This window comes from Streptomyces sp. MI02-7b (genome assembly GCF_033793585.1).
Taxonomy (GTDB): domain Bacteria; phylum Actinomycetota; class Actinomycetes; order Streptomycetales; family Streptomycetaceae; genus Actinacidiphila.
The window spans coordinates 204,226-226,458 of sequence record NZ_JARAWX010000004.1; the positions used below are offsets into that span (position 1 = coordinate 204,226).

The 22,233-nt window shown below is 73.4% G+C and carries 21 protein-coding genes; 13 read left to right on the forward strand and 8 right to left on the reverse strand.

Translation table 11 applies throughout. The annotated features are described in order from the left end of the window. The first annotated feature begins 3 nt into the window (after positions 1–3). Complete coding sequence (gene msrB, locus PV364_RS07890) at positions 4–411, forward strand: peptide-methionine (R)-S-oxide reductase MsrB (protein ID WP_319659004.1); 408 nt, start codon at positions 4–6, stop codon at positions 409–411. A gap of 141 nt (positions 412–552) precedes the next feature. Then, positions 553–1,179: a LysE family translocator gene (locus PV364_RS07895; RefSeq protein ID WP_319659005.1), complete on the forward strand. Its 627-nt coding sequence runs from the start codon at positions 553–555 to the stop codon at positions 1,177–1,179. Positions 1,180–1,186: 7 nt separating this feature from the next. Here the strand turns inward: PV364_RS07895 and PV364_RS07900 are convergent, their stop codons facing one another. Genes PV364_RS07900 through PV364_RS07910 form a run of 3 tightly spaced genes read right to left on the reverse strand, consistent with a single transcriptional unit; the run spans position 1,187 to position 3,376 of the window. Next, positions 1,187–1,858 (reverse strand): ABC transporter, encoded by a 672-nt coding sequence (locus tag PV364_RS07900; protein WP_319659006.1) that lies wholly within the window; start codon positions 1,856–1,858, stop codon positions 1,187–1,189. Then, positions 1,855–2,697: an ATP-binding cassette domain-containing protein gene (locus PV364_RS07905; protein ID WP_319659007.1), complete on the reverse strand. Its 843-nt coding sequence runs from the start codon at positions 2,695–2,697 to the stop codon at positions 1,855–1,857. The genes PV364_RS07900 and PV364_RS07905 overlap by 4 nt, the downstream gene beginning before the upstream one ends. A gap of 1 nt (position 2,698) precedes the next feature. Further along, on the reverse strand, positions 2,699–3,376 hold the full coding sequence (locus PV364_RS07910) for an AIM24 family protein (RefSeq protein ID WP_319659008.1): 678 nt from the start codon (positions 3,374–3,376) through the stop codon (positions 2,699–2,701). On the opposite strand from PV364_RS07910, the gene PV364_RS07915 reads away from it, so the two are divergent. The 5 genes from PV364_RS07915 to PV364_RS07935 all read left to right on the forward strand — a co-directional run bounded on the left by PV364_RS07915 (position 3,318) and on the right by PV364_RS07935 (position 8,547). Next, complete coding sequence (locus tag PV364_RS07915) at positions 3,318–4,121, forward strand: peptidyl-tRNA hydrolase (protein WP_319659009.1); 804 nt, start codon at positions 3,318–3,320, stop codon at positions 4,119–4,121. The two genes, PV364_RS07910 and PV364_RS07915, sit on opposite strands and share 59 nt — an antisense overlap. A gap of 120 nt (positions 4,122–4,241) precedes the next feature. Then, complete coding sequence (locus PV364_RS07920) at positions 4,242–5,639, forward strand: DUF692 domain-containing protein (protein ID WP_319659245.1); 1,398 nt, start codon at positions 4,242–4,244, stop codon at positions 5,637–5,639. A gap of 160 nt (positions 5,640–5,799) precedes the next feature. After that, positions 5,800–6,537, forward strand: coding sequence for a DUF4142 domain-containing protein (locus PV364_RS07925; protein ID WP_319659010.1), 738 nt, complete (start codon positions 5,800–5,802; stop codon positions 6,535–6,537). Between the two features lie 13 nt (positions 6,538–6,550). Beyond that, positions 6,551–7,729: a DUF1996 domain-containing protein gene (locus tag PV364_RS07930; RefSeq protein WP_319659011.1), complete on the forward strand. Its 1,179-nt coding sequence runs from the start codon at positions 6,551–6,553 to the stop codon at positions 7,727–7,729. A 71-nt stretch (positions 7,730–7,800) separates the two neighbouring features. Next, positions 7,801–8,547 (forward strand): TIGR04222 domain-containing membrane protein, encoded by a 747-nt coding sequence (locus PV364_RS07935; protein WP_319659012.1) that lies wholly within the window; start codon positions 7,801–7,803, stop codon positions 8,545–8,547. Positions 8,548–8,604: 57 nt separating this feature from the next. Here PV364_RS07935 and hemQ read toward each other — a convergent pair whose 3' ends face one another. Together hemQ and hemG are read right to left on the reverse strand one after the other, a co-directional pair. Continuing rightward, positions 8,605–9,336 (reverse strand): hydrogen peroxide-dependent heme synthase, encoded by a 732-nt coding sequence (hemQ, locus tag PV364_RS07940; protein ID WP_319659013.1) that lies wholly within the window; start codon positions 9,334–9,336, stop codon positions 8,605–8,607. Positions 9,337–9,340: 4 nt separating this feature from the next. Next, positions 9,341–10,810, reverse strand: a complete 1,470-nt coding sequence (gene hemG / locus PV364_RS07945; protein WP_319659014.1) for a protoporphyrinogen oxidase — start codon at positions 10,808–10,810, stop codon at positions 9,341–9,343. 126 nt (positions 10,811–10,936) lie between these two features. Between hemG and PV364_RS07950 the strand changes: the two genes are divergently transcribed. Next, entirely contained in the window at positions 10,937–11,896 is a 960-nt protein-coding gene (locus tag PV364_RS07950) for a DUF4349 domain-containing protein (protein ID WP_319659015.1), read from the forward strand. 63 nt (positions 11,897–11,959) lie between these two features. Here PV364_RS07950 and hemE read toward each other — a convergent pair whose 3' ends face one another. After that, complete coding sequence (gene hemE / locus PV364_RS07955) at positions 11,960–13,003, reverse strand: uroporphyrinogen decarboxylase (protein WP_401975107.1); 1,044 nt, start codon at positions 13,001–13,003, stop codon at positions 11,960–11,962. An 89-nt stretch (positions 13,004–13,092) separates the two neighbouring features. Here hemE and PV364_RS07960 point away from each other — a divergent pair, with 89 nt between their 5' ends. The 5 genes from PV364_RS07960 to PV364_RS07980 all read left to right on the forward strand — a co-directional run bounded on the left by PV364_RS07960 (position 13,093) and on the right by PV364_RS07980 (position 19,893). Next, positions 13,093–13,740: a DUF3000 domain-containing protein gene (locus PV364_RS07960; RefSeq protein ID WP_319659017.1), complete on the forward strand. Its 648-nt coding sequence runs from the start codon at positions 13,093–13,095 to the stop codon at positions 13,738–13,740. Between the two features lie 224 nt (positions 13,741–13,964). Then, entirely contained in the window at positions 13,965–14,627 is a 663-nt protein-coding gene (locus PV364_RS07965; protein WP_319659018.1) for a response regulator transcription factor, read from the forward strand. Positions 14,628–14,707: 80 nt separating this feature from the next. Continuing rightward, positions 14,708–15,946, forward strand: a complete 1,239-nt coding sequence (locus tag PV364_RS07970; RefSeq protein WP_319659019.1) for a ribonuclease D — start codon at positions 14,708–14,710, stop codon at positions 15,944–15,946. 591 nt (positions 15,947–16,537) lie between these two features. Continuing rightward, positions 16,538–17,758 (forward strand): acetyl-CoA C-acyltransferase, encoded by a 1,221-nt coding sequence (locus PV364_RS07975; protein WP_319659020.1) that lies wholly within the window; start codon positions 16,538–16,540, stop codon positions 17,756–17,758. Continuing rightward, positions 17,755–19,893 carry a 3-hydroxyacyl-CoA dehydrogenase NAD-binding domain-containing protein gene (locus PV364_RS07980; protein WP_319659021.1) on the forward strand — a complete coding sequence of 713 codons (2,139 nt, stop codon included), beginning with the start codon at positions 17,755–17,757 and terminating at the stop codon, positions 19,891–19,893. The genes PV364_RS07975 and PV364_RS07980 overlap by 4 nt, the downstream gene beginning before the upstream one ends. 80 nt (positions 19,894–19,973) lie before the next feature. Here the strand turns inward: PV364_RS07980 and PV364_RS07985 are convergent, their stop codons facing one another. Together PV364_RS07985 and PV364_RS07990 are read right to left on the reverse strand one after the other, a co-directional pair. Continuing rightward, positions 19,974–20,915 (reverse strand): SPFH domain-containing protein, encoded by a 942-nt coding sequence (locus PV364_RS07985; RefSeq protein WP_319659022.1) that lies wholly within the window; start codon positions 20,913–20,915, stop codon positions 19,974–19,976. Then, positions 20,912–22,165: a peptidoglycan-binding protein gene (locus PV364_RS07990; protein WP_319659023.1), complete on the reverse strand. Its 1,254-nt coding sequence runs from the start codon at positions 22,163–22,165 to the stop codon at positions 20,912–20,914. The genes PV364_RS07985 and PV364_RS07990 overlap by 4 nt, the downstream gene beginning before the upstream one ends. Between the last annotated feature and the right edge of the window lie 68 nt (positions 22,166–22,233).

Sequence of the window (22,233 nt, forward strand, 5' to 3'; positions counted from 1 at the left end):
ACCATGGCGTACGAAGTCGACAAGTCCGAGGAGCAGTGGCGCGAGGAGCTGACGCCGCGGGAGTACGCCGTCCTCCGCAAGGCCGGGACGGAGCCGGCGTTCACCGGTGAGTACACCGACACCAAGACCAACGGCGTCTACTCCTGTCGCGCCTGCGGCGCGGAGCTGTTCACCTCCGACACCAAGTTCGAGTCCCACTGCGGCTGGCCGTCCTTCTACGACCCGCGGGACAGCAAGGCCGTGGAGCTGATCGAGGACCGCTCGATGGGCATGGTCCGCACCGAGGTGCGCTGCGCCCGCTGCGGCTCCCACCTGGGCCATGTCTTCGAGGGCGAGGGCTACCCGACCCCCACCGACCAGCGCTACTGCATCAACTCGATCTCGCTGCGGCTGGAGCCCGCGGAGGGCTGACCCCGACCGGCGTCCTGACCGCCTCCCCGTGCGGCGCGTCCTCACGGACCGCCGCCGGGTGGGTAGCGTGCCGGCCCCCGGCGAACCCGACGCGGGGAAAACAGCTGGTGCGGTCGTGGGCGGCGGCCCCACCATGAGCGGATGCCGACCTTTCTGCTGCCGTTCCTCGGGGCGTGCCTGCTGATCGCCGCCGCCCCGGGGCCGAGCACCGTACTGATCATCCGCCACTCGCTGCGGAGCCGCCGCGCGGGTTTCCTGACCGTGCTCGGCAACGAGACGGGCGTCTTCCTGTGGGGCCTGTCGGCGGCCCTCGGTCTCACTGCGCTGCTCGCGGCCTCGCAGGCCGCGTACGACGCCGTACGGATCGTGGGCGCGGCGGTCCTGCTCTGGTTCGGCGTCCAGGCGCTGCGGTCGGCCCGCCGCGGCCGCGGGGGCGACGCGGAGGAGCCGGAGCCGCGGGCCGTTCTCGTGACGCCCGGGGCGGCCTACCGGGCCGGGCTCGGCATGAACCTGGCCAACCCCAAGGCGGCCGTCTTCGCGATGTCGTTCCTCCCCCAGTTCGTTCCCGCGGAGGCGCCCCAACTGCCCACGATGGTGGGGCTGGCGGCCCTGTGGGCGGTCTTCGAGGTCGGCTGGTACGGCTCGTACGTCTGGTTCGTCGACCGGCTGAGGTCCGTCGTCGGCCGCGCCGCCGTCCGGCGCAGGCTCGAACTCGTCTCGGGCGGGGTGCTGGTGGCGCTGGGCGTGCGCATGGCTCTGGAGAACTGACGGATCGTCACCCGCGACGGGAGCTCAGCAGCCCCGCGACCGCCACGGCACCCGCCGCCAGGACCACGGCGGCCAGGAGTGACGGCAGCGGGTAGGGGACGCTGCCGGTGTGCGAGGCCGTGACCAGGTCGCGCACGGCGGCATTGGCGGGCGAACCACCCGCGACGAGCACCGCGACCGCGGCGCCCGTGGTGACCGGCACCGCCCAGCCGGGACGCACCAGGACCGGCGGATTGGTGAGCGCCCCCACCGCCGTGCCCAGGAGCGCCGACACCAGGACCGTCAGCACCCCCGACACGGCGGCCGGCCCCAGCGGCACGGCCTTGAGGTGGTCGGTGGTGTGCGGATCGGCGACCCACAGGACCACACCGGTGCCCACGACGCCCGTCAGCGCCGAGCACCCCAGCGCGGCCAGCACCGCCGCCGTGTGTGCCCGCGCCGGTCCCGCGGCCGCGGCCACCACCGCGCGGGCGGCGGGGGGCTCGCCGGTGACGCAGACCCGGACCAGCCACGCGGCGGCCGGCAGCAGCGCGGCCGCGTTCCAGCCGAGGGAGTCCAGCAGCGGCTGCGGCCCCGCGGTGAGGCCGATCGCCAGGAGCGCGGCGTACAGCAGCAGCGGCGCCGGCCAGCGGTACGAACGCAGCAGCAGGGCGGTCTGGTAGCGCAGCAGCGCGGTCATGCGTCCTCCGTCGGCCCGGCCGCCGGGCGCACCGCCCGGATGTGCCAGGGCGGGTTCGCGTCGAGCAACCGCCGCAGGACGGCGTCGGATTCGCGGGCGGGGACGGTCAGCCGGAGCGTGCCGGGCGCGGACGTGCCGTCACCGAGGCCCGCGGGCGGTTCTCCGCGCCCTTCGGCCTCGACGACCACCAGCGGCCCGGCGTCCCCGTCGCGCGACACGGGCACGGGCACGGGGACGGGCACCAGCCGGGCGTCCGCCACGCGGTGCGCTGCCGTGGTGTCCCCGGCCAGCCGCCGGACGTCGTGGTCGACGAAGACCGCGGTGCCGCCCGCGGCGACGATGGCGCGCACGGCGTCGTCCAGCACGGCGCGCGCCTGCGGGTCCAGCCCCGTCCACGCCTCGTCCAGGAGGAGCAGTTCCGGCTCGGCGAGCAGCGCCTGGACGACGGCGACCTTCTGGCACGTGCCCTTCGACAGCTCCCGCAGCGGCGTGCGGGCGTACCGGGCGATGCCGAAGCGCTCCAGCCACTGCCCGGCACGGTCGGCCGCGGTACGGCTGCCGAGGCCGTGCACCCGCCCGAGGTGGACGAGATAGCCCAGCGCGTCGAAGGGCAGCGCGGGCGGGAAGCGCTCGGGCACGTACGCGGTGCGCGGGCGCCCGGTGACGCGCCCGGCGGTGGGGCGGTCGATGCCGGCCAGGACGCGCAGGAAGGTCGACTTGCCGCTGCCGTTGGCGCCCTCGACGCGCAGCAGCTGGTGCCCGGGCAGCTCCAGCCCCACGTCCCGCAGCACCCACGGCCCGCGCGCCCCATAGCGCCGGCCGACCGCCTCCAGCCGCACGTCAGTGGGCGCTGGGCTGGTGCGGCTGCGACTCGCTGGGCCGCACGATCACGAAGCCCTCGCCCTGCAGCATCAGCTGGACCGCCTCGCCCGAACCGCCGCGCAGCATCGAGCCGAAGCTCTGTGAGCGGTGCAGCGAGGTCTGCAGCTGCGCGCTCCAGCCGACGACGGCGTCGGTGTCGACGTAGACCGGCGCCTGCGGGGTGACCGGGATCACGATGGGGTTTCCCTCGCACATCACGCCCAGGCGGCCGTGACCGGTGAACACGCTGTTGAACAGGCCGCCGCCGACCATGCCGGCGCCCTTGACGACCTTTATCTCGTAGGCGAGCGTCGCGTCGAAGACCAGCACGTTGCGGCCGTTGATGGTGAGGCTGTCGCCCGGGTCGATGTCGATGACGAAGCAGTTGGCGGCCTCGTGCGCGAACCAGGCCTCGCCCTGGCCGCGCACCGTCATCAGCGGGAGGCCCTCGCCGGTGAGGGCGCGCTTGAGGAACTTTCCGACTCCCTGACCCTTCACCTCGAACTGCAGGTTGCCGCGGAAGGCGATCATCGAGCCCTGCCGCGCGAAGCACTCGCCGTTGACGGCGTACTTGATCGACTTGGCGTTCTGCAGGGTCATGCCGGGCTCGGTGGCCGGCCGCGCCGTGTTCTCGGTCGCGAAGAGGTCGCTGCGCACGGGCACATCCTGGCCCGGAGGGATCGCCCCTGCCAAGCCCGTCCGGGCCGGGTGGCAGACTGTTGCGGTGAGCACCGATCCTCGTGACAGCCGTCCCCAGTTCGTTCTCCCGCTGGTCGTCCGCATCGAGCGGGACGCGCCCCCCGCCCGCACCGACGCCCTGGAGACCGCCGCCCGCGCGGTCCTGGCGCTGCGCTCCGACGAGCGCGCCACGGCGGAGGACGGCGAGTGGGCCGAGGCCGTGCACGGCTGGGAGGACGCCCGCATCCGCAAGGTGGTGCGGCGGGCCCGAGGGGCCGAGTGGCGGCGCGCCGAGGCGCTGCCGGGGATCACGGTGACGGGCAAGTCGGCCGAGGTGCGGGTCTTCCCGCCCGTGCCGCTGGACGGCTGGCCGAAGGACCTGGCCAGGCTGCAGGTCTCCGGCACCGAGCTGGAGGACCCCGAGTCGCCCGCGGAGGCCGAGCCGGGCACCCCCGTGCTCTGGCTGAATCCCGGGGTGGAGATGTCGGCGGGCAAGGCCATGGCGCAGGCCGGGCACGGCGCGCAACTCGCCTGGCTCGCCCTGTCGCCGGCCGACCGGGAGCTGTGGCGCGAGGCGGGCTTCGCACTTGCCGTGCGCACCGCGCACCCCGAGCGGTGGGAGGCGCTCGCATCGGGCCGTCTGCCCGTCGTGCGGGACGCCGGGTTCACCGAGATCGCGCCGGGCTCGTGCACGGTCGTGGCGGACCACCCGGCGCTGCGGTGACCGCGGCCGCCGCGGCGGCCGAAGCTCAAATCGAGCTCTGAACCGGCGGCGGACACGGTTCGTGCCACTTCTGCGGGGCCACAACCCCGGCAGGAGGAAGGGGGACCGGTGGAGCACTCGATGTTGGGCACGGGGATCGGCTGGCGTCCGGAGATCGCGGACACCGTCGAGGAGCTGGCGGAGGCCGGCCGCGTCGACTGGGTCGAGGCGGTCGCGGAGAACGTGTGTCCGGGCCATGTCCCGGACTCCCTGGTACGGCTGCGCGAGCGCGGCGTCACCGTCGTCCCGCACGGGGTGTCGCTCGGCCTCGGGGGCGCCGAGCGGCCCGACCCGGAACGGCTGGCCGCGCTCGCGCAGCGCGCCCGGGCGCTGGGCGCACCGCTGGTGACCGAGCACATCGCCTTCGTCCGCGGCGGCGGCGAGACGACCGGCTCCGCCCCGCTGGAGGCCGGGCACCTGCTGCCGGTGCCGCGCACCCGCGACGCGCTGGACGTACTCTGCGAGAACGTGCGCATCGCACAGGACGCGCTGCCCGTGCCGCTCGCGCTGGAGAACATCGCCGCGCTGGTCGCCTGGCCGGACGAGGAGATGAGCGAGGGCGCCTTCCTCGCCGAACTCGTGGAGCGCACCGGGGTACGGCTGTTGATCGACGTGGCCAACCTGCACACGAACCACGTCAACCGGGGCGAGGACCCGGTCGCCGCCCTGGGCGCGCTGCCGGCCGGCGCCATCGCCTACGTCCATGTCGCTGGCGGCTACGAGAAGGACGGCGTGTGGCACGACAGCCACGCCCACCCCGTGCCCCCGGCCGTGCTCGACGTGCTGGCGGCGCTGTACGAGCGGGCCTGCCCGCCCGGCGTCCTGCTGGAGCGCGACGACGACTTCCCCGCGGGGGACGAGCTGGCGGCCGAACTGGCCTCCGTCCGCGCGGTGGTGGAGGGCGGGGCACGTCTCCCGGCCGGTGCGCCGCCCGCCCTGCCCGACGCGGTCGCGCCGGCGGCGCGGGCCGCGCGGCAGCGGCTCGCCCTGCGCCAGACGGCACTGCTGTCCGCGCTCGTGGCCGGCACTCCGGTGCCCGAGGGCTTCGACCGGGTCCGGGTCGGCGTGCAGAGCCGGGCCCTCGCGGCCAAGCGGGCCGGCATCGTGGCGAAGGTCGCGCCCGAACTGCCGGAGATCCTCGGCCCGGTCTACCGGCCCGCGTTCCTGCGGTACGCCGCCGCCCGACCGCTCGGCGGGGGCTACCGGCGCGACGCCCTCGACTTCGCCGCCCACCTGCTCGACGGGGCGGGCACACCCGGCACAGCGCGCACAGCCGGCGCTTCCGGCACTGCCGGCACCACCGCGCTGCCCGACGCCGCGGCCCTGCGCCAACTCCACGTCTGGTGGCGGGAACGCTCGGGTCCGGCCCCCCTGAACGGATGGCAACGACGGCTGCTGCGGCACCGGTCCGCGATCTCGCGACAGCCCTCACGCGTATTCATACGTATGCGGGACACGCTCCGTTCAAAGCTGCCATAATCTTTTTCAACAGGCCTCCGACCTGCGACGCAAATACCAGCGGAGGCCGTTCACCGGGAAACGCAACAACGTACCAAGAACTGCGCGGTGATTCCCCGGATTCGCGAATACGTGATGTTAACTCGCCCGGACCGCGTCAAACGCACTAACGTGCGGTCCCATGCGATCCACCCGTTACGCCACCGGACTGAGCCTTGTGGTCGGGGCTTTCGTGGTCACCCTGGCCGCGCTGGCCTACCCGGTCATGTCAGGGCTGAACAGCCCCGCCGTCACCGCGGCCGCCGCCCAGACGGTCGCCACGCAGTACGGTCCGCTCACCCAGCTGGACCGCACCTTCGTCACCAAGGTGCGACTGGCCGGCCTGTGGGAGTTCCCCGCCGGACAGATGGCCCTGCAGAAGGGGACGACCCCCGCCGTCAAACGTGCGGGACAACACCTCATCGACGGGCACACGGGCCTGGACGAGACGTGTCGCACGATCGCCCCCCTATTGGGCATCACCCTGCCCAATCAGCCCACTCAGCAGCAAATGGGCTTTCTGGCCACCTTTTCCGCGGCCAATGGCAAGGACTTCGACCAGAAGTTCGCGAACATCGTGCGGCTCGCCCACGGCCAGGTCTTCTCGGTGATCGCCCAAGTGCGTGCCACCACCCGCAACTCACTGGTCCGCCAGCTCGCGGACCAGGCGAACGCGACGGTGCTCGACCACATCACCGTCCTGGAGAAGACCGGGCTGGTGAACTTCGACCAGATCGCCGTCGACACGACCGCGAGCCCGACCAACCCCGCGGCCGCGATACCGGTCTCCCCGGCCCCCGGAGAACCGACCTTCGTCGTCACGCCGTCCCCCACGTACTCCCTCCCTCCCGCGGCGTCCTCACCCCAGCCGTCGCAGTAGAAATGAGCTATCCATGCCCACACGACAACAGATGAACCACCGGCGCAGGTTGAGCACCAAGCAACTCGTGCTGATAGCCGTGCTGGCACTGCTCGGCTCCGGCGGCACCTTCGCCCTGGTCACCGGCTCGGCTTCGGCCCACTGGCGGCCCTCCTCCGGCCACTCCGACGGGTGGCAGAAGCCCAACCCGTGGAACAGCACCAAGGCCGACACCGGGAACAACAACGGAGGGAACCAGAACAACGGCGGCCAGAACGGCGGGACCGCCGCGCCGTCGGCCTCCGCCTCCGCCTCGGCGTCCGCGTCCGCCCCCGCCGGCGGTACGCAGACCAACGGGCCGGTCGCGGCGGACTTCGCGGACATCCGCTCGGTCCAGCCCAACGTGCAGCGGGCGGCCAACCAGCGGGGCGCCTCGCGCGGCGCCTTCACCGCGCGCTGCGGACGCAACGAGAACAAGCACAACAACCCCGACAACTTCATCGTGGCCCCGGGTGTCTCCAACGGCGCGCACCACGTGCACGACTACGTGGGCAACCTGAGCACCGACGGCTTCTCGACCAACGAGACGCTGGCGGCGGCCGGCACCACCTGCGCCCGCGGCGACAAGTCGGCCTACTTCTGGCCGGTGCTGCGCACCCGCAGCGCCAACGACGCGCCCGACGCCGACGGCAACACCGGCACCATCCTCCAGGCCCGGTCGGTCAGCCTGACCTTCAAGGGCAACCCGACCGCCAAGGTGGTCGGCATGCCCTCCACCCTGAAGATCATCACCGGTGACGCCAAGTCCTTCACCAACGGCGTCGCCAACGCCAAGGCGTCGTGGAGCTGCACGGGCTTCGAGAACCGCCAGCTCACCGACAAGTACCCGCTGTGCCCGCGGGGCAGCCAGGTGGTCCGCACCCTCAACTTCCCCAGCTGCTGGGACGGCGTGAACACCGACAGCGCCAACCACCGCACCCACATCGTCTTCCCGGACGGCGCCGGCCAGTGCCCGTCCGGCACCAAGGCGGTCCCCCAGCTCCAGATGCGCCTGACCTATCAGGTGCCGCAGGGTCCGAACTACGCGGTCGACAGCTTCCCGGAGCAGCAGCACAAGCCGGTGACCGACCACGCGGACTTCGCCAACTTCATGCCGGCGAACCTGATGAACCAGGTCGTCAGCTGCATCAACCGCAACCGCACCTGCGGCTGACGCCCCGGGGCCGCCCGCCCGTTCCGGGAAACCCCGGGCGAACCCCACGGGGGTTGGGCTAGAACTCCCCCATGTGGATGCTGTTCCTCTGCGTGGCCTGGGCCGCGGCGATCGTCTCCTGCGCACACCTGTGCAGGGCGGCGGTCGCCGCGGCCCAACCGCCGTCCCGGGCCCCCAGCGAGGGAGAGCGCCGGCTCGGGCTGTACGAGATGGCCTACCTGTCCGGCGGGCCGCGCAGGGTAACGGACCTGGCGATGGTCACGATGGGCCGCCAGCGGCGTCTGCACCTGGCGGGGACCGGCTGGGCGACCGTCGTCGACCCCGAGGGGCGCAACGCCATCGAGCGCGCCCTGATCGCCGCGATCGGTCCCGAGGGCCAGCGGGAGATCCCCGCGACCCGCGTCGCGCACGCCGGCTCCGACGTCGTCGAAGCCCTGGCCGACCGCCTCACCGCGGCCGGTCTGGCGGTTCCCGCCGCGGCCCGCGAGTCCGTCGCCGCGGGCATGCGCGAGGTCCGCGCCGCCCTCGTGGTCATCGTCGTCGCGCTGGCCGCCGCGACCGCGGGCAACCCGGGCGGCGGCGCCCCGATCGCGCCCTGGTTCGCGCTTCCGCTGCTGCTGACCGCCGGCTGCCTCGGCATCGCCCACGTCGAGGTCCACCCCTACAGCCGCTGGGCCTCCCCCACCGGCCAGGACCTGCTGCGCGCCGTCCCCGTCCCGCGCGCCCCCGCCCCCGACGACCCCCATCTGCTCACCGCCCTCGCGGTCCGCGGCCCGTCCGCGCTGCCCGACCCCGAGCTCCGGGCGGCGCTGGCCTGAGGACGCCGAAGGGGCGGCCGGTTCCCCGGCCGCCCCTTCACACGTACGGCGGCGCCGTCAGGCCAGGCCCGCCACCAGTTCCGCCACCGACCGGCGGCGGCCGGTGTAGAACGGAACCTCCTCACGGACGTGCATCCGCGCTTCGGAGGCCCGCAGGTGGCGCATCAGGTCCACGATCCGGTGCAGTTCGTCCGCCTCGAAGGCCAGGATCCACTCGTAGTCGCCCAGCGAGAACGACGCCACCGTGTTCGCCCGCACGTCCGGGTAGCCCCGCGCCATCTTGCCGTGGTCGGCGAGCATGCGGCGGCGGTCCTCGTCGGGCAGCAGGTACCAGTCGTAGGAGCGGACGAAGGGGTAGACGGAGACGTAGTCACGGGCCGTCTCGTCGGCCAGGAAGGCCGGGATGTGGCTCTTGTTGAACTCCGCGGGGCGGTGCAGGGCCATGTTGGACCAGACCGGGTCCAGACCGCGGCCGAGGCGGGTGCGGCGGAAGCGGTTGTAGGCGTCCTGGAGGGCGTCCGCGGTCTCCGCGTGCCACCAGATCATGACGTCCGCGTCGGCGCGCAGACCGGAGACGTCATAGGTCCCCCGGACCGTCACGTCCTTGGCGGCGAGCTGTTCGAAGAGCTCCTCGACCTCCTCCGCCCAGCCGGCGCGGTCCTCGGGCAGGACGTCGCGGAGCCGGAACACCGACCAGAGGGTGTAGCGGATGACCTCGTTGAGGTCCTTGGCCTTCTTGCCCGCGTTGGGGGCCTTGGCCGGTGCGTCGGAAGCAGTCGAGTCGGTCATGGGGCTATTGTCCCGCGCCCGGTTCCGCGGACGGCCGCAGGGTGCCCAGCACCTGGTCCGCGGCGCCGCGCGCGCTCGCCACGCAGGCGGGGACGCCCACGCCCTCGTACACCGCCCCGCAGACCGCGAGGCCGGGCAGCTTGGCGACCTGCTCGCGCACGCGGGCGACGCGGGCGAGGTGGCCGACCGGGTACTGCGGGAGGCCGCCGTCCCACCGGGTGACCCGGGCCGCCACCGGCGCGGCGGTGAGCCCGACGGCCTCGCCGAGGTCCTCCCGGGAGAGCCGCACGAGGTCGGTGTCGTCCCAGGCGAGATCGGCCTCCTGGCCGTACCGCCCGACCGAGGTGCGCAGCACGTAGACGTCGGAGTCGGCGGTCCCGCTCCAGTGCCACTTCTGGCTGGAGAAGGTGGACGCCTTGATGGTGCGCCCGTCGACCGGCGGGACGAGGAAACCGCTGCCGGGCAGGGCGTGCGTGATCTCGCGGCGCCGGAAGGCCATCGTCACCAGGGCCACGCTCGCGTACTCCACCGCCGCGAGATCGGCCGCGGCACCCGGGGACTCCGAGCCGAGCAGCTTGGCCGCGGCGGGCGCCGGCACGGCCAGCACGACCGCGTCGGCCTCCAGCACCTCGCGGACGCCCTCGTGGTCCCAGGTGACCTGCCAGCCCTCCGGGGTGCGCCGCAACTGCCGTACGGGCGCGTCGGTCACGATGCGGGCGCCGGCGGCGCGGCACGCCTCGGCGACCGCGACGGGCAGCCGTCCGACACCGCCGCGGATGCCGGCGAAGACCGGCGCCGGCTCCTTTTTCGCGGAGGCGGCCGCGGAGGCCGCCGCGGCCGCACGGCGCTGGGTCTCGCGGACCGCCTCGATGAGGGAACGGCCGGAGCGGGCGCTCTCGTACAGCTGCGGGATGGCGGCGCGCAGCGAGATCTCGTAGGCGTTGCCCGCGTACACCCCGCCCAGCAGCGGGTCGACGAGCCGGTCGACGACCTCGTGGCCGAGCCGCGCCGCGACGTAGTTGCCGACGGCGACGTCGTCGCCCACCTTCGTGCGGGGCAGCACGTGGTCCAGCGGCAGCCGCGCCAGACCGGCCGCGGAGAGCACGCCGGAGGCGGCGAGCGAGCCGATGTCGCCGGGGACGCCCATCACCCCGCCCTTGGGCATGGGCCGCATCCTGCCGCGCGTCCAGAGCCCGGCGGTGGTCGTCGCGGGCGGCTCCAGGTCGTCGCCGAGGCCGACGGCACGGGCCAGGTCCACCGCCTCGGGGCGGCGGGCCAGCAGCGACTCCGCGCCGAGGTCGACGGGGACGCCGGCGATCTCGTCCGCGTACAGCTTGCCGCCCAGCCGGCCGGAGGACTCCAGCACCGTGACGCGTGCCGCACCGCCCTCCAGCAGGAAGTGCGCCGCGGAGAGTCCGGAGACCCCGCCGCCGACGACCACCACGTGTCCGGCCCGGGGCTGCGTTTCGCTCATGCCTCCACTGTCTCAGACGCCGGAACGAGCCCTAACCGTGACCTCTTCGGGATCACGGATCCGAAACCCCCCTCGGGTCGGCGGCGTCGAACCTGCAACATCGGCACCGGCCCCAGGGGGGACCCCATGAACGCACCAACGACCACTGCCCGCAGAGCACTTGCCGCGCTCGCGCTGGCGGGCGTGCTGGCGCTCACCGGATGCGGCGCGTCGGCCGACGGCGGCAGCCTCCAGAGCAGCGCGGACGACAAGGCCGCCGCGGCGCCGGAGAAGGCGGCACCGGCGGACGGCATGGCCCAGGCGCCCTCCGGCGCCACCGGTTCGTCGGGGGCGAAGGGCACCCGGACCCCCGTCCTGGACCGCAGCCTCATCGTCCGTACCGCGACGCTCACCGTCGAGGCCAAGGACGTCCCCGACGCACTCGCCGAGTCCCGCACCCTGGTCGAGGCCGCGGGCGGCTACATCGGCGACGAGAGCACGTCCCTGGACGACGAGGGCCGCGAGCACTCCCGCGTCACCCTGCGGGTGCCCCCGGCGGACTACGAGCGGGTGCTCGGGGACCTGGCCGGCCTCGGCAAGCTGCTGCAGCGCAAGGTCACCGCGGAGGACGTGACGAGCCAGGTGGTCGACGTCGAGAGCCGCATCAAGTCGCAGCGGGCGAGTGTCACGCGGGTGCGGGAACTGATGGACCGGGCGACCCGGCTGAGCGACGTCGTCACGCTGGAGGGCGAACTCAGCACCCGCCAGGCCGATCTGGAGGCACTGGAGGCGCAGCAGGCCTCGCTCAAGGAGCGGACCGGCATGGCGACGGTGACCCTCGTCCTCACCGAGCCGGAGAAGGCCGCGGTGCCGGAGAAGGCCGACGGGTTCTGGGCCTCCGTGGGCGACGCGCTCGGCGCGGGCTGGCACGCGTTCTACGTGACCCTGCGCGCCCTGCTGATCGCCCTCGCCGCCGTGCTGCCGTTCGCCGTTCTCGCCCTGCTGGGCGTGTTCGCCGTCCGCATGCTGCGCCGCCGCCGCGGCGGCCCCGTCGCGCCCGCGCCGGTCACCGCGCCGGTCGCCGCGCCCGTGGAGCCGCGCCCCTGAGGCGACGCGCGCACGGTCCGTGCGGCACGGCTCCCGCCCGCCGCACGGACCGTGCGCGGAGCCTCAGCGCGCCGTCTGCTGGTGGACGAACTCCACGAGCCGGGTGAGCGCGTCCGGGTCGGTCGACGGCAGGACGCCGTGCCCGAGGTTGAAGATGTGCCCGGGCGCGGACTGCGCGGAGTACAGCACCTCGCGCGCCTTCTTCTCCACGGCCGCGGTCGGGGCGAAGAGCACGGCCGGGTCCAGGTTCCCCTGCAGCGCCTTGTCGGGGCCGACGCGGCGCGCCGCCTCCTCCAGGGGCACCCGCCAGTCGACCCCGACGACGTCCGCGCCGGCCTCGCCCATCAGCCCGAGCAGCTCGCCGGTGCCCACGCCGAAGTGGATGCGGGGCACGCCGTACCCGGCCACGGCGTCGAAGACCTTCACCGAGGCCGGCATGACGTAGCGCCGGTAGTCCTCCGGGGCCAGCGCGCCGACCCAGGAGTCGAAGAGCTGCACGGCGCTCGCGCCGGCCTCGATCTGCACCTTGAGGAAGGCCGCGGTGATGTCCGCGAGCCGGTCCAGCAGCCGGGCCCACAGCTCGGGCTCGCCGTACATCAGCGCCTTGGTGCGCTCGTGGTTGCGCGAGGGGCCGCCCTCGACCAGGTAACTGGCCAGCGTGAAGGGCGCGCCGGCGAAGCCGATCAGCGGCGTGGCGCCCAGTTCGTCGGTGAGCATGCCGATCGCCTCGGTGACGTACTTGACGTCGTCGGGCTCCAGCGGACGCAGCCGGTCGAGATCGGCGGCGGTGCGGATGGGCTCGGCGAAGACGGGGCCGACCCCGGGCTTGATGTCGAGGTCGAGCCCGATCGCCTTGAGGGGCACCACGATGTCGCTGTAGTAGATGGCCGCGTCGACCTTGTGGCGGCGCACCGGCTGCAGCGTGATCTCGGTGACGAGGTCGGGCCGCATGCACGACTCGAGCATCGGGATGCCCTCGCGCAGCTTGAGGTACTCCGGCAGGGAGCGGCCTGCCTGGCGCATGAACCACACGGGGGTGTGCGGCACGTGACGACGCCGGCACGCCAGGATGAAGGGGGAAGCAGCGGTCTGCTGGTGCGCACTCACCCCCAAATCTTCGCATGCGCCAAGTGGGCGACCCGCCCAACCGGGTGTCGTCCCTCACTGAAGCCGCCCTTCGGCCTACGCTTCCGGGCATGGCAGCGGCTCATGGGCACCTCTCGGACGGGAACGACGCCCCTCTCCCGTTCCAGCACGCGGTCGACGCGCTGCGGCGCGCTCGCGTCCGGAACGAGGTCGAGCTCGAACCCGTACCGCCGCCCAAGCGCCTGGCCCCGCACGCGTACGCCGTGGAGGCGGCCGTCGTGGTGGACGGCGAGGAACTGGCGGACGGGCGACTGGTGCTGCTGTACGACGCGGACGGCCAGGAGGGATGGCAGGGCGCCTTCCGTCTGGTGACGCTCGTCCGGGCCGAGCTGGAACCGGAGATGGCGGGCGATCCCCTGCTGCCCGAGGTCAGCTGGTCGTGGCTGACGGGCGCCCTGGAGACGCACGGCGCGGCCTTCGAGGCCGCGGGCGGCACGGTGTCGCGCAGTTCCTCGCACCACTTCGGCGCGCTCGCCGAGCGCGAGGACTCCACCCGTATCGAGATCCGCGCCTCGTGGACCCCGGTGGCGGCCGCCGGCGGCGTGCCGGACGTCGCCGCGCACCTGGCGGGCTGGTGCGACCTGATGTGCACGAGCGCCGGGCTGCCTCCGGCACCGGCCGACCCGCGCCCGCCGCTGGGCGGGGCGCCGTCCGTCGTACCGCTGCCGAAGCGGCGCGGTCCGCAGCAGACCCGCTGACGCGAGCACATCCCACCCCTGCGCCCGACCTCGCGCTTTACCGCCGTCAACACGGGCTCACACGCGATGAACGCGATCTTCACACCTTCGATCGACAACGATCGACAGGGCGTCCGAATTGCCGGAATTGTTACTAAACAAACCGTGATCTTTCTCTAAAGCCGGGCGAAGTTGCTGCCGAAGGAACCTGTGACCCTTCCAGCCACAGTCCCCCAGGAGGCCCGGTGTCGGTTCTTCTCGAGCACCCCACAAGCCTGGTCGCCTACCGCCCGAACAAGCCGACCGCAATGGTGGTTGTCGCCGACCCCCGCGTTCGCTCCACCGTGACCCGCCACCTGTGGGCGCTCGGGGTGCGCGACGTGATCGAGGCGTCCTCCGTCGCTGAGGCCAGGCCGCGGGTCGGCACCCCCCGAGACATCTGCGTCGCCGACGTCCACCTCCCCGACGGATCCGGGCTGACCCTGCTCGCAGAGACCCGCGCCGCAGGCTGGCCCAACGGCCTGGCCCTCTCGGCCGCCGACGACATCGGCGCCGTGCGCAACGCCCTCGCGGGCGGCGTCAAGGGCTACGTCGTCACCGGTACGCGCACCAATCTCGGCATCCCCGGGCGCCCCGGCGGCGCCCCCATCGGCGCGGCAGGACAGCGCGTCCAGCGCCGGCCCCCCGGCGCCCCCGGCCACGGGGGCGGCTACCGGGAGCTGTCGGGCCGCGAGGTCGAAGTCCTCCGGCTGGTCGCGGAGGGCCAGTCGAACAAGGCGATCGGCGTCTCGATGGGCCTGTCCGCGCTCACCGTCAAGAGCCACCTGGCGCGCATCGCCCGCAAACTCGGCACGGGCGACCGCGCGGGCATGGTCGCGGTAGCGCTGCGTACCGGCATCATCCACTGATCGCAGTCACCGCCCCGGGGGCGCCCGCCGACGGAACGTTCCGTCGGCGGGCGCCCGCCGTACACGGATACTCTTGACTGGTGACCGACGCCCGAGAGACCGCAACAGAAGCACCACCGGCGCCGGTCCCGCTGCTGGACCCGCGCGAGGGAATCCCGCCGGTGACCGCCAGCCCGGAGGCCTTCGCCGACGTCGTATCGGCCTTCGCCGCGGGCTCCGGACCTGTCGCCGTCGACGCCGAGCGCGCATCCGGTTACCGCTACGGACAGCGGGCCTACCTGGTCCAGCTGCGCCGCACCGGAGCAGGGACCGCGCTGATCGACCCCGTCGCCTGCCCCGACCTGTCGGCGCTGAGCGAGGCACTGGGCGACACCGAATGGGTGCTCCACGCCGCGACGCAGGACCTGCCCTGCCTCGACGAGGCGGGCATGCGGCCCACGCGACTGTTCGACACCGAGCTCGCCGGACGGCTCGCCGGATTCGCCCGGGTCGGACTCGGCGCGATGGTCGAGAACGTCCTCGGCTTCGCCCTGGAGAAGGGGCACTCGGCGGTCGACTGGTCCACCCGGCCGCTGCCCGAGCCGTGGCTGCGCTACGCCGCGCTCGACGTCGAGCTGCTGGTCGACCTCCGCGACGCGCTGGAGGAGGAACTGCGCGAGCAGGGCAAGCTGGACTGGGCGATGCAGGAGTTCGAGGCCATCGCCGCCGCCCCGCCGCCCCCGCCCCGGGTCGACCCCTGGCGCCGGACCTCCGGCATGCACAAGGTGCGCCGCCGCCGTCAGATGGCCGTCGTCCGCGAACTGTGGAACCTGCGCGACCGGCTCGCCCGCGAGCGCGACGTCTCCCCCGGCCGCGTCCTCACCGACGCGGCGATCGTCACCGCGGCCCTCGACGCCACCCCGAACGCGCACGCGCTCGCGGCGCTGCCCGGCTTCGGGCACCGCATGGGGCGGCGCCAACTGGAGCAGTGGCAGGCCGCGATCGACCACGCCCGCCTCATCCCCGAACGCGAGCTCCCCCAGCCGGGCCCCGCCTTCACCGGCCCCCCGCCGCCGCGCGCCTGGGCCGACAAGGACCCGGTCGCCGCGGCCCGGCTCTCGGCGGCCCGAGCGGCGGTCTCCGAACTCGCGGAGCAGCTCAATCTGCCGCAGGAGAACCTCATCACCCCGGACACCGTGCGGCGCCTGTGCTGGGCGCCGCCGCGGGACCGTACGCCGGAGGCGGTGTCCGCGTTCCTCGCGGAGGCGGGGGCGCGGCCGTGGCAGGTCGAGCTCACCACCCCGATCCTCACGGGAGCGCTCGCCGCGCATCCCGGTTGAGGTTCTTTCCCCGCCCAAGCCCGGCGCGGTAAGTGCGGGCCCTGCGCTCTGTTCGCGTGGCGGTCGGTGCCGCGCCGGGGTCCTCCCGCAGCTACCGCTGGGAGGTGCCCCAGCGGTGGCCCCCCGCCACACCCTCCGCCAGTGACGACTGCGCCCCTGGACGGCGCCGCGCCGGCGAAGGGCCCGAGCACGGTGCCGTCTCTACCCATCCTCCGGGGATCAGGCGCGATACGAGACGGAGGGGGCGGGGGAGTTGGGGGCACCCCCGGCCGGAGGCTGGAGGAGGGTGGGTGTTCTGGACTGTGGGGCACATGTGGGTGCATGACCCGGGGTGATCAGATGAGAGCGCTTGAGGCACCTAAATGTGCTGTCCAGAATGCCCAGCCCCGGAGGTCCCGACCCCGGCACCCCACGAAACGCGCGTCGGGGTGACCGACCGCGCCGGGCGCTCGGGCGGGAGGGTGGGAGAAGACACGACGTGTGACCCCCCACACCCGCACTGGGCACATCGGTTACCGATGAGTAGCATGGACTCCGGAGCCGCCGTCTTCTGCCCGCGGCAAGCGAACCCGCATCCTGAGGAGAGCCAACGTGCCTCGTACCGCTAGGGACGTCGTCTTCGTCGACGGCGTCCGCACCCCGTTCGGCAAGGCGGGCCCGAAGGGCATCTACCACGAGACCCGTGCCGACGACCTGGTGATCAAGTCCATCCGGGAGCTGCTGCGGCGCAACCCCGCCCTGTCCCCGGAGCGGATCGACGAAGTCGCGATCGCCGCGACCACCCAGATCGGCGACCAGGGCCTGACCCTGGGCCGTACGGCCGCGATCCTGGCCGGGCTGCCCAAGTCGGTGCCCGGGTTCTCGATCGACCGCATGTGCGCGGGCGCGATGACCGCGGTGACCAGCGTCGCCGGCGGTGTCGCCTTCGGCGCGTACGACGTGGCGGTCGCGGGCGGCGTGGAGCACATGGGCCGGCACCCGATGGGCGAGGGCGTGGACCCCAACCCGCGCTTCGTCTCCGAGAAGCTGGTCGACGACTCCGCCCTGTTCATGGGCATGACGGCGGAGAACCTGCACGACCGCTTCCCGCACCTGACCAAGCAGCGCGCCGACGAGTACGCGGTCCGCAGCCAGGAGAAGGCCGCGAAGGCGTACGCGAACGGCAGGATCCAGCAGGACCTGGTGCCGATCTCGGTGCGCCGCACCTCCCCCGAGGGCGGCGAGACCGGCTGGGGCCTGGCGACGACGGACGAGCCGATGCGCCCGGGCACCACGCTGGAGAACCTGGCCGGCCTCAAGACCCCGTTCCGCGCCCACGGCAACGTGACCGCGGGCAACTCGGCGGGTCTGAACGACGGTGCCACGGCTTCCCTGATCGCCGCCGAGGACGTCGCCCAGGAGCTGGGCCTCCCGGTGAAGATGCGCCTGGTCTCCTACGCCTTCGTGGGCGTCGAGCCCGAGGTGATGGGCGTCGGCCCGATCCCGGCGACGGAGAAGGCGCTCGCCAAGGCGGGCCTGTCGATCTCCGACATCGGCCTGTTCGAGGTCAACGAGGCGTTCGCCGTGCAGGTGCTGTCGTTCCTCGACCACTACGGCATCGCCGACGACGACGCGCGCGTCAACCAGTACGGCGGCGCCATCGCGTTCGGCCACCCGCTGGCCTCCTCCGGCGTCCGTCTGATGACGCAGCTGGCCCGCCAGTTCGAGGAGCAGCCGCACGTCCGCTACGGCCTGACCACCATGTGCGTCGGTTTCGGCATGGGCGGCACCGTGATCTGGGAGAACCCGCACTTCGACGGAGGCAGCAAGTGACCACCACCGCCGAGCTCCTCAAGGGAGCGGCCGAGCTGTTCCCCGACGAGGTCGTGACGCAGGCGCACGTGCGCCACCTCGACCTCCCCCAGGACGCCGGGCGCTTCGCGCTCATCACCCTGGACAACGGCCTGGACCACACCAAGCCGACCACCTTCGGCCCGCAGTCGCTGGCCAACCTGAGCGCCGCCCTCGACCAGGTCGAGAAGGAGGCCGCGGACGGCGAGATCGTCGGTGTCGGCGTCACCGGCAAGCCGTTCATCTTCGCGGTGGGCGCCGACCTCAAGGGCGTCGAGCTGCTGGGCCGCCGCGAGGACGCGCTGGCCATCGGCAAGGGCGGCCACGACGTCTTCCGCCGCCTGCAGGGCCTCGCGGTGCCGACGTTCGCGTACTACAACGGCGCGGCCATGGGCGGCGGTGTCGAGGTCGGCCTGCACTGCTCGTACCGCACGGTCTCCTCTTCCGTCCCGGCGTTCTCCCTCCCCGAGGTCTTCCTGGGCCTGGTCCCGGGCTGGGGCGGCTGCGCGCTGCTGCCGAACCTCATCGGCGCCGAGCGCGCGGTGAGCGTCATCATCGAGAACTCGCTCAACCAGAACAAGCAGCTGAAGGGCGGTCAGGTCTACGACCTCGGCATCGCCGACGCGCTGTTCGAGGGCGCGGACTTCCTGGAGCAGTCGCTCTTCTGGACCTCCGCCGTCCTCAAGGGCGAGATCCAGATCATCCGCCCCGAGGTGGACCGCGGCGCGGCATGGGACGAGGCCGTCGCCAAGGGCCGCGCCTTCGCCGACTCCAAGGTGCACGGCGCCGCTCCGGCCGCGTACCGCGCGCTGGACATCATCGCCGCCGCCAAGGACGGCGACCTGTCGGCCGGTTTCGACGCCGAGGACGAGGCCCTGGCGGACCTCATCATGGGCGGCGAGCTGCGCTCCGGCATCTACGCCTTCAACCTGGTGCAGAAGCGCGCCAAGCGCCCGGCCGGCGCCCCGGACAAGAACCTGGCCCGCCCGGTGACCAAAGTGGGCGTCGTCGGCGCCGGTCTGATGGCCTCCCAGCTGGCGCTGCTCTTCGCGCGCCGCCTGGAGGTGCCGGTGGTCCTCACCGACATCGACCAGGAGCGCGTGGACAAGGGCGTCGGCTACGTCCACGGCGAGATCGACAAGCTGCTGCTCAAGGGCCGCGTCCACCAGGACAAGGCGAACCGCCTCAAGGCCCTGGTGTCCGGCTCCCTCGACAAGGCCGCCGCCTTCGGCGACGCGGACTTCGTCATCGAGGCGGTCTTCGAGGAGATCGGCGTCAAGCAGCAGGTGTTCGCCGAGGTCGAGGCGGTGGTGAAGCCGGAGACGATCCTGGCCACCAACACCTCCTCCCTGTCGGTGAGCGAGATGGCCTCCAAGCTGCAGCACCCGGAGCGGGTCGTCGGCTTCCACTTCTTCAACCCGGTCGCGGTGCTGCCGCTGCTGGAGATCGTGCGCGGCGAGCAGACCGACGACGCGTCGCTGGCCACCGCGTTCGCCGTGGCGAAGAAGCTGAAGAAGACCGCGGTCCTCACCAAGGACGCCCCGGCGTTCGTCGTCAACCGGATCCTGACCCGCTTCATGGGCGAGATCCAGAACGTCATCGACGAGGGCACCCCGGTCGAGACCGCGGAGAAGGCCATCGAGCCGCTCGGTCTGCCGATGTCCCCGCTGGTGCTGCTGGAACTGGTCGGCCCGGCCATCGGTCTGCACGTCTCCGAGACGCTGCACCGCGCCTTCCCCGACCGATTCAAGGTCTCCCCGAACCTGGCGGCCGTCGTCAAGGCGGGCAAGCGCGGCTTCTACGTCTACTCCGCCGAGAACGGCTTCAAGCCGGAGCTGGACCCCGAGGTCGCCGCGCTCCTGGTGCAGGGCGACACCGTCCTGACGGAGGACCAGGTGCGTGCCCGGGTCCTGGACGCCGTCGCGCAGGAGATCGGCATCATGCTGGAGGAGGGCGTCGTCGCCGAGGCGCAGGACATCGACCTGTGCCTGATCACCGGCGCCGGCTGGCCCTTCCACCTGGGCGGCATCACGCCGTACCTGGACCGTGAGGGCGTCTCCCGACGGGTGAACGGCAAGCCGTTCCTCGCCCCGGGCGTCGCGAGCGTCCCGGCGTAGCGTCGCGGTACGGCCGAAGGGCCGCCCGGGTTTCCTGCCCGGGCGGCCCTTCGCCTTGTACGTCGCGGCACGGCGGCCGGCTACTTCGCGTACGCGACCGTCAGATCCCGCACCAGGGCCCGGCGTTCGTAGTCGTCGAGCTCCACCAGGCCGCGCTCGGTGAGACCGCGCACGGTGTCGTCCACGGCCGTCAGCACGTCCTCCAGGACGGCGCGGCGGTGCCGGGCGTCCAGGGCCGCCAGCCGGGCCCGCTGCATCGCGGGCTCGACGGAGGGCGCGTAGGCGACGCGCACGGGCTGTGCGGAGAAGACCTCGACGCCCGCGGGGCGCAGGTCGCGCGCGAGCACGCGGGTGAGCTCCTCGGCGAGGATGTCCACGTCGCGCAGGGTGGGGCCGGTGCCGCGGAAGTCGTCGGCGGGCAGCCGGGACGCGCAGCGGGTGACGGCGGCCTCGGTCTGCTCGCGCAGGAAGCGTACGTGGTCCTCTACGGCGAAGCAGGCACGGGCGGTGTCGCGCACCCGCCACACCAGCAGGACGGTGACGAGCACCGGCGTACCGGCCGCGTCGGTGGCCTCCACGGGGCTGCCGCGCCAGTGCCGGACGGTGGTGTCCACCCGCCGCCGCGGCAGCAGCGGGTTCATCCACAGCAGCCCGGTGCGGCGTACGGTGCCGCGGTAGGCGCCGTGCCGGGTGAGCACCCACACGGAGCCGGAGCGGCCGCGCGCCAGGCCGAGCGCGGCGAAGGCGGCGAGTGCCGCGAGGAGGACGGTCGCCACGTAGCCCAGCGAGTGCGGGTCTCCGCCGAAGCGCAGCGGCACGACCGCCGCCGCGATCGCCGCGGCGCAGGCGACGGCCAGCGCCGGAACACCCGGCAGGCAGCGTCCCGGGCGCTCCGCGCCCTCGGTGTCCGTGCTCGGCGGGGGGAACCCGGCCGGGGAGAGGTGCGGCGTGGGGGACGGCGCCGGGATCAGCGGCACCGGGGGGTTCACCGCGGGGAACGGCGTCGTGTCGGTGGTGGTCACGAGAACAGTCGCCTCCAGGTCTCGGGTCCGGGATGGCCGTCGGCCTCACGGCCCGACCATCCCTGTGCGCGCTGGAACGCCTCGACGGCGCGCCGGTCGGCCTCCCCCCAGCGGGGGCCCGGGCCGGACCGGTAGTACCTGCCGAAGCCCTTGGCGACCAGTTGCCGGCCCAGCAGCAGGACGCGGGGGTCGGACTGTCCGGGGCGGAAGGTCCCGGGTCCGGGGTAGGCGGTGGGGGCGGCGCCTGCCGCCGTGCCGGCGGGAGCCGGGGCCGTGCTGCCGGGGGCCGCGGGGTCCGCCGGGGCCGCCGGTCCCTGCCCGATGTTCGCCCCCTTGCCGTCGACGAGGTAGCGCCATGTCGTCGGGCCGGGGATGCCGTTGGCGGCCGGTCCCTTCCAGCCCTGCGCCCGCTGGAAGGCGCGGGTGGCGCGCTGGTCCGCCGCGCCCCAGCGGGGGCCGGGCCCGGAGCGGTAGTACGGACCGCCGCCGCGCGTCCGCAGCATCCGGCCGAGCCGGGTGACGTTGCGGTTGGAGCTTCCGGCGCCGAACGACCAGCTCCCGGGGAAGTCGTCGAACAGGTCGCCGCCGGAGTCCCCGCCGTCGCTCAGGTACTTGTAGCGGTAGGGCCGGTAGCCGGAGTCCGGCGGCAGCGGGATCTCGGACATCTGGGCGTGCGGCGGAGCCTGCTCATAGGCGTTGTAGGCGGTGTGCTCGTCGTCCGCCCAGCCGGCGAAGATCCGCACGTGAGAGCCGCCGTGGGGGCTCCTGCGGCTCTGGTAGAGCAGGATGTCGCCGGGCTCGAGATCGTCGACGCCGATGCGGTAGGCGAAGCGGGGCAGACTGCCGGTCCACTCGCTGCGGTTCAGGCCCCAGGCCATCGAGACGAAGCCGGAGCAGTCCTGCCGGTAGCCGTCGCTCCAGTACTCGTCCATCCGGTACGGGACTTCGGCGTCCACCCAGGTCTGGGCCCGGTCCAGGATCTCATTGCCCGACAGGCGCTGCGGAGCGGCGGCGAGTTCGTGCCCCGCCTCGACGCGGTTCCCGGGTGCCGGGGCCGCGACGGTGACGCCGGGGACCGCGGCGACCGCGCCCGCGGCGGCCACCACCGCCACCGCCACAGGTGCCGCCCGCGGGCCCATGGATGACCCCCGTGACCTGCGCGCCGTCACCTCGATCAACCGTGCGCGGGCGCAGTCCTCGCACCCGCAGCCGGGCCGCGGCTCGACGTCGACGAACACCGGCGTGGACATGCGCACCACTCCTCTGAATCGGATGCCACATGCCCCCCTTACCCCATTTCATAGGAAAAGCTGCGAAA